This window comes from Dehalococcoidia bacterium, from assembly GCA_028711995.1.
GTDB lineage: Bacteria > Chloroflexota > Dehalococcoidia > SZUA-161 > SpSt-899 > JAQTRE01.
In genome coordinates this window covers 1-10,661 of record JAQTRE010000097.1, presented here as the reverse complement: position 1 = coordinate 10,661, position 10,661 = coordinate 1, and the positions used below count along the sequence as shown (strand labels likewise).

At 52.9% G+C, this 10,661-nt stretch carries 8 protein-coding genes; 2 read left to right on the top strand and 6 right to left on the bottom strand.

Annotated elements, in window-relative coordinates:
* Nucleotides 1–410 (top strand): serine hydrolase (locus PHV74_11810; GenBank protein MDD5095046.1); only part of this gene is annotated, 410 nt, incomplete at its 5' end.
* Nucleotides 411–614: 204 nt separating this feature from the next.
* On the opposite strand, the gene PHV74_11805 is transcribed toward PHV74_11810, so the two are convergent.
* From PHV74_11805 to PHV74_11780, 6 genes are all read right to left on the bottom strand, one after another.
* A complete protein-coding gene (locus PHV74_11805) occupies nucleotides 615–3,785 on the bottom strand; it encodes a type I restriction endonuclease subunit R (GenBank protein MDD5095045.1) in 3,171 nt (1,056 codons plus the stop codon).
* Entirely contained in the window at nucleotides 3,782–5,914 is a 2,133-nt protein-coding gene (locus PHV74_11800; GenBank protein MDD5095044.1) for a DUF262 domain-containing protein, read from the bottom strand. Before PHV74_11800 ends, PHV74_11805 begins: the two co-directional genes overlap by 4 nt.
* A complete protein-coding gene (locus tag PHV74_11795) occupies nucleotides 5,911–7,119 on the bottom strand; it encodes a restriction endonuclease subunit S (protein MDD5095043.1) in 1,209 nt (402 codons plus the stop codon). Before PHV74_11795 ends, PHV74_11800 begins: the two co-directional genes overlap by 4 nt.
* Nucleotides 7,116–8,669 (bottom strand): class I SAM-dependent DNA methyltransferase, encoded by a 1,554-nt coding sequence (locus PHV74_11790; GenBank protein MDD5095042.1) that lies wholly within the window; start codon nucleotides 8,667–8,669, stop codon nucleotides 7,116–7,118. The genes PHV74_11795 and PHV74_11790 overlap by 4 nt, the downstream gene beginning before the upstream one ends.
* 37 nt (nucleotides 8,670–8,706) lie before the next feature.
* Complete coding sequence (locus PHV74_11785; protein MDD5095041.1) at nucleotides 8,707–9,030, bottom strand: helix-turn-helix domain-containing protein; 324 nt, start codon at nucleotides 9,028–9,030, stop codon at nucleotides 8,707–8,709.
* An 89-nt stretch (nucleotides 9,031–9,119) separates the two neighbouring features.
* Complete coding sequence (locus PHV74_11780; protein ID MDD5095040.1) at nucleotides 9,120–9,395, bottom strand: hypothetical protein; 276 nt, start codon at nucleotides 9,393–9,395, stop codon at nucleotides 9,120–9,122.
* Nucleotides 9,396–9,853: 458 nt separating this feature from the next.
* Here PHV74_11780 and PHV74_11775 point away from each other — a divergent pair.
* On the top strand, nucleotides 9,854–10,661 hold an 808-nt coding region (locus tag PHV74_11775; GenBank protein MDD5095039.1), incomplete at its 3' end, for a radical SAM protein.

The window sequence follows — 10,661 nt, the reverse complement described above, 5'->3', positions numbered from 1 at the left end:
CATGGGAAAACGATACCCTTACAGATAAAACGCTTTCAAACATGTCGCCATTTGTAGCGAACGGCAATATCATATCAACACCGCATGAACTTGCATTATGGGCAAAGAGATTATTTACCGGCAAGACCGTTTTGACAATGGATACGGTCCAAATGATGATGGCCGGTTTGCCGGAAAAACCGGGATCAACCTCTAAATACGGCCTTGGCATTGACTACAAACCATCGAGAGGTTACGGGCATAACGGCGCCCATGAAGGCTATTTGACGAATATGTATTACAAACCGGAACAGGATATTGCCTATGTGATCTTCACAAATGTATTGGGCAATTCTTACGATTTACTGCGGGCGCAGATGGCTTTTTTGGATAGTGTGACCAATAAGATCATTACGGAGATGGGGTATTAATCTTTTGGGTTGCATGAAGATAGAATGGGATTAATCTCAATCCAATTCAAGATGATGTCTGCAGATTGCATCCCAACCGCAGACCGAAGAATATCCACAAAAATCTTCCTGCCGCCGGGATGCCTTACTACCGGAATCTGCCCGGCCCAGATCAGCTCGCGCATGCCCTGTTCTGAGAAGCGTTTGCATCATTAGCCGGCTTCATCATATCGCCGAATACACACTTCGGCCCTCGCCGTAGTAATTCTCATACAGGTGCTGATAGACGGCGTCGCATTTCCGGTTGTAGATGTCCTTGATAAACAGCGGGGGCAGCTCGTCCAGTTTGTCCTGGATCACCACCCGCACCGCTGCCCGCCGTGCCTGTGTCTTGCGCCAGTCCAGCACCAGCTTTTCCCGCTTCAGAATTTCCAGCAGCTCCCGGGCGATCTTCTTGACCTGCGCCTCTTCCTGCTTCGTGAGCGTCATGTCCGGTTTCGTGATGAGGTCAAAGATGGCCAGTTCCTCCTCAGTCAGCCCCTCGGATACGCACCGCTTCTCCTCCTCCCGCAGCTCGTTGACAAACTTCAGCAGCCTGTCAAAGAACTCCTCCACATTGGCCGCCCCGGCATTGTATTCATCAATCATGCGCTGGAACTTCTCCAGATAGTCCGCCCGGGTCTTGTTCAGGCGCACCATCCGCTCCAATGCCGAATTGATGATCCCCCGGAGCTTTTCCACCTCCACACGCTTGCGTTCCCTGGAGAACCGCTTTTTCAGCGCCTCAAAATCAACCTGGGCCAGATTGATGATCTTTTTGCGCCCGTGGATGTCCATCGCCTCCCGGATCACATAGCCCCGGGCCGTGATGCTGCTGTCCAGAAGCGTCTCCACCTTTTCCATGACGCCGGACACATCCACTTCCGGCTGGAGCGCTTCAATCTTCCACTGAATGGCCCGAAACAGCGAGCAGGGTGGGACGAACTCGTTGGCTTTGGGATCGGGCAGGATGGCCTTGTAGATGCGGTTGACCGTATTGGAAAGGTTCATAAAGCGCTTTTTCGTCTCGTCGTTGACCAGCACAGCCTCCACGGCCTCATCCAGCAGCTTTACGCGCATAAAAGCGTCTGCAGCGATGATGGCGTCAGCCGCAACGCCCACCTCCTTCAGAAACTGCATAGTCTGGTCAATGACGCTCTTCAGCATGGCGACCAGCTCCGCCTTGGCCTGTACCGGTTCCTCGCCGGACCCCACCCCGCCGCCGGACGCGGAGCCGTAGATGGCCAGGGCGCTGCGCAGATTGCGAAACACGCCCACGTAATCCACAATCAAACCGTTGACCTTGTCCCGAAAGACCCGGTTGGCCCGGGCGATGGTCTGCATGAGCGTGTGGTTGCGCATGGGCTTGTCCAGATAGATGACATTGCAGGACGGCACATCAAAGCCCGTCATCCACATGGCGCAGACAAACACCAGCCGGAACGGGTCATCCGGGTCCTTGAACTTCGTGTCCAAATCCTCCTTGACCATGCGCAGGCGGTGCGGCACGATGTCCGCGCCCTTCTTGAGCATTTCCGCCGCCTCGTTCTGGGAGGAGGACACCACGACGGCCATGTCCGTCTCTGTCATGTAGGCGATTTTGTCTGTGAGCTCCTTTTGCTCCACCCCCACAAGGCGGTTTACCTTGCCCTTCAGGCGCTCCAGCTCCGCCGCCCAGTGCTTCTTCACCTTGTCGTACATCTTGACGGCTGTGGCCTTGTCAATGCAGACGACCATGCCCTTGCCCCGCTGGCCCCGGCCGATGAAGTGCTGCACGATGTCACCGGCGATCTTCTCCAGCCGGTCATCCCGGGTGATCAGGTGATATTCCCGGGAAAACTCCCGTTCCAGCTTCTTCTCCTGATCCTCGTCCAGCTCGGCCTCCTCCAGAATCCGGTCCATGCCGTCCTTGAAGGCCCGCTCGTCCTTCAGTTGCAGTTCCGGGATGCGGTTTTCATAGTAGAGGGGCACCGTGGCGCCGTCGTCCACGGACTGTTTGAAGTTGTAGATGGAGATGTAGTCGCCGAAGACCTCCCGGGTCTTTTCCTCCCCGATAATCAGCGGCGTGCCCGTGAAGGCCAAGAAAGAGGCATTGGGCAGGGCGTTTCTCATGTTCAGAGCCAGCGTGTCGTACTGGCTGCGGTGGGCTTCGTCGGTGATGACGATGATGTCGTCCCGGTCCGATAGCACGGGGTGCGGGGCGCCGTCCTCCGTGCGGAACTTGTGGATCAGCGTGAACACATACCGGTGATCCTCCGTGAGCAGACGGCGCAAATCCCTGGAGCTGTCGGCCTGGCAGCGCCCTTCCGTGATGGCCCCGGCGCTCTCAAAGGTCCCGTATATCTGATCGTCCAGCTCCTGCCGGTCCGTGACGAGGACAAACGTCCAGTTGCCGGGCGCCTTCCGGAGCACCTTCTGCGAGAAGAAGATCATGGAGATGGACTTCCCGCTGCCCTGCGTATGCCAGAACACGCCCAGGCGCCCCTGGCGCTGCTTGATCTCCCGCAGGGCGTCCATGGCGTTGCCCACGCCCAGATACTGATGGTTCTTGGAGACCACCTTCACAAGGCCGCCCCGCACTTCCATGAACAGAATGAAGTTCTCCACGATGTCAAGAAAACGCTGCGGGTCGCAGGTGCCCTTCAGGGCGGTGTCCAGCGAGATGATCCCTTCCTCCCCCTCGCTGTTGATCTTCTTCCAGTCGTTGAAGTGCCCCCAGTCGGAGGTGATGCTGCCGATCTTGGCCTCGCTGCCGTTGGACAGGATGATGAAGGCGTTGAACCAGAACAGGTGCGGGATGGTGTTTTTATAGTCCGTCAGATTGTTGGTGAAGGCCGTCTCTATCTTTTTGTGGGACGCCTTGAGTTCCACAAACAGCAGCGGGATGCCGTTGACAAATCCCACCAGATCGGCCCGCCGCTTGTACATCTCCCCCACGACCCAGAACTGGGACACCAGCAGGAAGTCGTTGTTGCCGTAATCGTCCCAGTCAATCAGGCGCACGGTCTCCACCGTCTCCCCGTCCCCCTCCGGATCGGGAATCCGGACTTTTACCCCATTACGCAGGAGCTGATATACCTCCCGATTGGCGGCGGCCATGCTCATGCGGGAGCGATCCCGGGAAAGTTCCTCCAAGGCAAGCGCAAAAGCCTCCGGGGGAAGGCCGGGGTTCAGGCGGTTGAAGGCCAGCAAAAGACGGGATCGCAGAACGACGTCGGACTGTGTGTCCCGGCCAAGGGTACCGAAAGGGCCGAGGGTTTCATGCAGGGCGTTGATGTGCTTCCAGCCAAGGGCCTTCAGCAGTTCGATGGCGGGCTGTTCAATAAGGCTATTTTCGCTGTAGCCGGCAGGGGTCATTGCTCAACACCATTACCCATTTGCCGCTCGAAGGACTGGCGGATAAGCCCCATAATATATGGCAGGTCATCCAATGAGGCAAAACTTATTTCTACATCACCATTACCCCATCGACCAAGGCCAGCAACGTTTTTGCACAGCCCCCGCGGGTCGTTAACATCAGCAAACGGCATATTCAGCGTAAGAAGCAGTCTCTTGGCCTGCGGGATCACATCGACAAAGTTGGTCTCGGCCTTGTAGGCAACATACAGCTTGAGAAATTCTTCGATAACACAAGGGTCCAGTTTCATTATTTCTTTGCGTAATGCCTCAAAAAGTTCTTTTACGTTTTTACCATACATTTCACTTCCATAGGAGAGATATGGGTGATCTTCTATTGTGTAAATGGAAGGTTTGGTGGACTTAGAGCGATAGGCTTCCAGAATGTCTGCTTTTAGTTGAGGTGCTTGCCAGACCTTTACCGCAGCCTCACTTAAGCTTTGAGCTCGGGCCTTAATAGTTTCTTCGTTCCACTGTTCCAGTTGACCAAGCCCTTGATTCAGTTTAAGGGGGCTTTCCTTAAAACCACCTTCCATGTTGCGCTTCTCGACAAAAGGCCGGTCGCTGTATTCTGAATTATAACCGGTTAGAGTTAGATTGCCGAGGGTATGAAGCCAGGTTTCACGGATACGCGCCCACTCAGCTCCCAGGGCTTCCTTCCACGCCGTTGACAGGTTTTCGTTCTGAGGCAGTATATGTTCGATGGTATATTCGGCCACATCCGCGCGCTCCTTGCGCCCGTGGTTTTCCAGCCGCCTCAACCAGTAACTTCGACTGCGGAAGTTATAAAGATCACGCACCTGTAACTCCCGCTTGAACTCCTCGTCATTCGGGATGCGCCGATAGGAAGGCAACAGAAGAAGATGGGCCTGGATACTTTCCAGATAGCGATCTTTTTTCAGAACCTTCGTGAAGGTCGCAAAGGTCTTGTTAAGCGAGTTGGTGGGGATGTTACAGATAGCCCTGCGGAATACATACGCCTCGATTAACCGAATTGCAGCCAAAAAATCTTGCTTTGACAAAATGCCACAAAAATAATCGTGATAAAGCTCTAAAAGGAAGGGATAGGCCACGTCTACTTTCAGTTCCCGTAGATCATGGAAGGCGATTTTCAAGTCAGGATCGGGTTCGGCCCCCAGCGCCATGGCGCAGAAATAGCGTGAAAATGCTCGAATGTCAGACACTAATGCTTCCACGCCTGCCTCAGCCACTTTTGGGGAACGGGCATGAGCCTTGAAGGCGTCGTATACTGCGTCTAATCTTGGAATATCACCGGTCTTAACCGTTAAATAATGGCGCATGAAGCTGTCGAAGTGAGTGCCATATGCCTCTTGCCCAAATTCTAATTCCATTGGTCGCCAGTAGTTCTCATAAAGACGGGCTTGCAGTTCCGGTATCAACCCCATCAGAATAAAGTTGCGAATTAAGTCAGCCTGGGTCAGCTCTCGCCCGGTGGAGTTCATGCTTTCAAAGATTAACTGAGGATTGTCCTGATCCCGGCTCAACGAGATGTCCACCACCACCAGCTTGGCGATGCCTTTGCATAGAGCGGTCAAGTCACCTTTACAGCCGTCAATCCAAGCTTCGAAAAGCTCATGGTTCTCCGCAACGCGCCGGGAATAGTCTTTGGGGCGCTCTTTTCCTGCGACAACAGCAATGAGCGAGTCGCGGTCGGTCTGGGAGAGGATAAGTTTGTAATGCCTCGCGCCTTCTTCTTCCGGGTTGATGAGATAGTAATTGCGCAGTTTGCGTGGTGAAAAGCCGTCCACTGGCTCCCGGCCTTCCTCGGGAAGATTCTCCAGCGCCTTGGCTACTGCTGCAATCAACAGCGCCATGGTGGTCAGACGTTGCTGGCCGTCGATAACCAACAGGGGTGACTGACTCGTTACATGATACAGCCCCTTTTCAATATAAACGATTGAGCCCACAAAATGGGCCGAAATTTTATCGTCGCTGCCTGTGCGCAAAATATCGACCCAGAGTTGCCGACACTCCCGCTCCGTCCATGAATAAGTGCGTTGATAGATGGGAATGACAAACTGTGGCGACTTTTTGATAAAGTCCAAAAACTTGGCTTCGGTAGCTTTCATGCATTGTTCTCCTGGAGAATATTGATATCCAGCTCCGATACGTCCACCTCACCGGAGATGAGCTTGGGGAGGAGGAGATCACGGGTGCGGCGGAGGATGGTGTTTTTATCACGTAGGATGTTACTAATAATCAACATAGGCTTAACCTTAGCGGAGAACTGGTCCTGTAAAGCAAGGTTAGGTGTGGGAATCAGCATAGCGGACAATTCACGTCTGGTAATACGTAATCGTGTGGTTCCCGAGCTTTGCTTCTCTATTGCGGCCAAGTTAGACGGCTGATTCCAGAAGTAGAGCAGGAAAACTGGACTAATACAACTGGTGTCAGGTCTGGCAATAGCTACATCAACAGCGGTTATCATTCGCCATGGCATCTTACGAGCCAACCAACCACGGCCAACTGGGGTCGGCATCCGTGCAATTAGAAAGTCATCGGGTCGAATTTCAGTACAACGGAGTTGGTCAAAAGTTTCTTGTGTCACATACCGAAACTTGCCAGTCTCAACGAAGTCACCCAACCCGATATTTGATATTTGGAGAAGCCGATAATCCTCACCCCCTTGATCTTTTGTTTCAATCCAGTCACCGTCAAGCACGGTAGAACATAACTCATCCAGACGTCTCACCTCCCACCCCGCCGGTATCTTCCCCAGGGGTGAATCTACCATCCTGACCTTCTCGTGGCCGGGGAAGCGGAAATTGACAAACCACTCCCGGTAGAGGTTCTGCGCCATCTCTTCCAGTATCTTGATGCGGCGGAGATTGTTCTCAATCAGGTCGTCGTAGGCGGAGAGGATGGCAGCGATTTTGCGCTGGGTGGGGAGGGGTGGGATAGCAACATCAATCGTGGCCAGATGGTTACGATTTAATGTTGGGACGCCTGCTCCAGAGTTGTAGCGTTCCAGGCCGAGAGTCTGGAGAAAATAGAAAACAAACTTGGGGTCATTGCCTTTGAAATCTTTAACCCAAAGCGTAGTGTTTAGCGGCCAAAATGGTACCTGAAGGTACTGTACCGTACCAAGAGACCCACTTCTTCCAGTAACAACACCGGGCGGCTTTACTTTGTATTCAGCGTGATAGTCTTGAACAGAAGTTGAAGCAACAACGGGAAAGACACCAGTTTCCCTGTCCTGCTTTGGGAGGTCAAACCCTCTTTGAAGCTTTACAAAATTACCGAATACCGAATTGTTAAAGGTGTCCCTTATCACGCCCCCTCCAGCAACTTCACCACATTCTCCGCAATTCGCTCTTCCAGTTCCCTTGCCTCAAGGTTTAGGACTTCCAGTTCCTCATTCAACTCCTGCAAGCGCTCCTTGAAGTCAAAGTCATCCGCCGCACCCTCCGCCACGCCCACATATCGCCCCGGATTCAGGCTCCCTCCCTGCGCCTCTATCTCATTGATGGTGGCAACTTTACACAGGCCGGGGACATCGGTGTATCTGTTTTTCGGGAATTTCTCGGCCATCATGCCGGCGCTGTCATGTCGGTTCTCCGGCTTTTCTCCCCGGTAGAGCCGGACGATATTGGCGAGGAACTCAATCTGCTGGGGCGTGAACTCCCGATGGGCACGGTCAATCTGGTTGTAGATGTGGCGAGCATCCAGAAACAGCACCTTGTCCTGCCTGTCCGTTCCCTTCTTGCCCCGGTCAAAAAACCACAGCGTGCAGGGCAGCGTCACGGTGTAGAACATGTTAGGCCCCACGGCCACCATGACGTCCACCGCTTTGTCCTGAATGAGCTGCCTGCGAATCTCCAGCTCCGAGGACCGGGCGTCCGCCGCAGAGTTCGCCATGACGAACCCGGCCCGGCCCTTTGCGCTCAGGGCGCTGTAGAATATCTGTATCCAGAGGTAATTGCCGTTGTCCGTCCGGGGGAGGCCGAAGGGGAAACGGGGATCGTCCTTGAGGCGGTCCTTGTCCACCTTGTTGACGTTGAAGGGCGGATTGGCGAGGACGAAGTCAAACTTCCCCGGGCTGGTGTGCAGGTCTTCATAGTAGGTGTTGCCCTGCCGGATGTCCCCGGCGAGGCCATGGACGGCGAGGTTCATCTTGTTGAGCTTCACCGTTTCCGACACCCGCTCCTGACCATAGACGCTGATTTCCGCCGAGGGGTTCTTCCGGTGATTCTCCACGAAGCGGGCGCTCTGGACGAACATGCCGCCCGATCCGCAGGCCGGGTCAAAGATGCGGCCATGATATGGCTCCAGAATCTCCACGATCAGTTTGACGATGGCCGTGGGCGTGAAGAACTCGCCGCCCTTCTGGCCTTCCGCCATGGCGAACTTGCCGAGGAAATACTCGTAAATCTTCCCGAAGGCGTCCCCCTCGATGTCCATGCCGATGGAGGCCATGATCTTCAGCAGCTCCACCAGAATGGCGTTGTCCAGCCGGTTGTAGGTCTTGGGAAGCACGTCCTTGAGGTCGGGATTTTGCGCCTCGACGGCCCGCATGGCGTCGTTGATGGCCTGCCCGATGTTGGCCCCTTCGGGCATCTGCAGGAGGGTCTGGAAGCGGGCGGCTTCGGGAAGGTAGAGCACGTGCCTGGCCTGATAGTCCGCCTTGCCGACCTCCCGGCGGCCTGTTCCCTTGCCCTCCAGTTCCTTCCGGGCAACGGTGAACTTCTGGTCGGCATATCTCAGAAAGATGAGCCCCAAAACGGGGATGGAGTATTCCGAGGACTTGAGCTTGGAGTTTGCCCGCATCTGGTCGGCGGCATCCCAGAGGCGCTTTTCAATCTGATGGTTGTTTCCGACGGCCATAATTTCTCCAAAAAAAACCAGTTATGGTGATGGTGTATTATTTCTTTTCACGAAGATTATATTTCAGCATTTTCAGTTGTAATCCTTTTCTACTTAAACCAAGTTTTTTAGCAGTATTCGTTACATTGCTATCGCATGCACATAAAACTTCTTGAATGAGCTGTTTTTCATATTCTTCAATATGATTTTTCATTGATAGTCTGAATGGTTTTTTCTCAATTTCAGATTGAGGTGCAGATATTTTATCTGCAATCATTTTCAGGTCGGTGGTCAATTTATCTGTGTTTGTCCATTCACCACAATATCTGCATTTTATTGCGGCATCTTGGATGTCTTCGGCACAGTAGGGACATTTTTTCATAACCAATTCTCATAGAAACGCAAAACCCCGCTCTTCTGGAGATAATGGGGTTTCGGCAATCAATCCATGCAACTCTCACACTTGCAATCCTATTGCTCTTTCAGATACCAACCTCTTGCATTCATGCAGGCGGTGAACAGTTCCATTTTACTTCTCTCAGAGTATCCGACATGCCGATCTGAAACTTTGGCTGCATAGGATGCTTCTCGTACCTCTCGCGTGCAGGCATTCCTGTCCATGTCAAGGGCCTGTTGAGATGCTCCCGGCTTGACCCAAGTTTTGTTTTGGGAGCAGGCAAGTCCAAAACCAATACAAATTATTACCGTAAGTGCTAATACGACTTTGCGCCGGTTGCTCAATTTCATAATTTCCCCCTTTAAACGAGTTTATCCTAACCTTAATAACACAAAACCCCGCTCTCTTCTGGAGATACGGGGTTTCAGTATTCAGTCCATGGTACCCTCACGCATGGTTATAGACCTATGTGTTGCAATCACCGGTTTACATATAGCGGCCTCGTTATCACAATTTACAGAGAAATGCGAATGAAAAACAGGGCTTATTGGGCTAAAGCCGGGGGCAGGCTGCCGGTCGATTCATGGGGGGGGCAATTATCGCACATGACGCACGGCATTTAATAAACTATACCCGTTCGGAATGTGGTCACCAATGGCGGTGAGCTTTTTTACAGGGCAGACAAGACCTGATCCGCCCTGCGATCCTTGACGGGGAAACTCAATTTACTTATACTACTTCATAAAATGCTACTTTTTTGCGCCACACCTGATTGCTTTTTTAACTGGATATGTAAGGTTGGTTCCTCATGGCTAAAGCGTCCCGTGAATTTCAGGTTTTTGCCAAACCTGCCGGCTCCGTCTGTAACCTCCAGTGCCGTTACTGTTATTATCTGAAGAAGGAAAACCTCTATGGAAAAGATAAGCCCTTTCGTATGCCTGACGACGTCCTTGAGCAGTATATTGAACAGCATATCCATATCTCTGAAGCTCCTGTCGTTCGTTTTTCCTGGCACGGAGGAGAACCGACCGTTTTAGGGGTGGACTATTTTCGGAAGATTGTGGCGCTTCAGCGCAGGCATCAGCCTGTCGGCAGGCAAATCAGCAACGGAATTCAGACCAATGGCACCCTTCTCGATGAGGACTGGTGCCATTTTTTGGCAGCAGAAGGTTTTGGAGTGGGGCTTAGCCTCGACGGTCCAAAAGAATTACATGACTCGTACCGCGTCAACAAGAAGCAAGAGCCCACGCACGAACAGACGATGCGCGGATATACGCTGCTGCAAAAGCACCGAATCCCCTTCGATATCCTCTGCGTGGTTCATGACCAGAATGTCCGACACGCCACAGAGGTTTACCGGTTCTTCAAGCAGATAGGAGCCAGCCATCTGGGTTTCCTGCCTCTGGTGGAGTTTCAGCCTGACAGGCGCGCCGTAAGCGACCGAACGGTACCTGCTAAAACCTTTGGTGACTTTCTCTGTACAATTTTTGATGAATGGTTAAGTCAGGATATCGGCCGCGTTAAAGTTCAGATCTTTGAGGAGGCAATCGGAACTGCCTTCGGGCAGGACCATGAGCTCTGTATCTTTCGGAAAACCTGCGGCGATATTCCCGTCA

Excerpts from the sequence above, each read along its gene's own strand:
- PHV74_11805 (MDD5095045.1), bottom strand. The coding sequence starts at position 3,785 with ATGACCCCTGCCGGCTACAGCGAAAATAGCCTTATTGAACAGCCCGCC.
- PHV74_11785 (MDD5095041.1), bottom strand. The coding sequence starts at position 9,030 with ATGAAAAAATGTCCCTACTGTGCCGAAGACATCCAAGATGCCGCAATA.
- PHV74_11790 (MDD5095042.1), bottom strand. The coding sequence starts at position 8,669 with ATGGCCGTCGGAAACAACCATCAGATTGAAAAGCGCCTCTGGGATGCC.
- PHV74_11780 (MDD5095040.1), bottom strand. The coding sequence starts at position 9,395 with ATGAAATTGAGCAACCGGCGCAAAGTCGTATTAGCACTTACGGTAATA.
- PHV74_11800 (MDD5095044.1), bottom strand. The coding sequence starts at position 5,914 with ATGAAAGCTACCGAAGCCAAGTTTTTGGACTTTATCAAAAAGTCGCCA.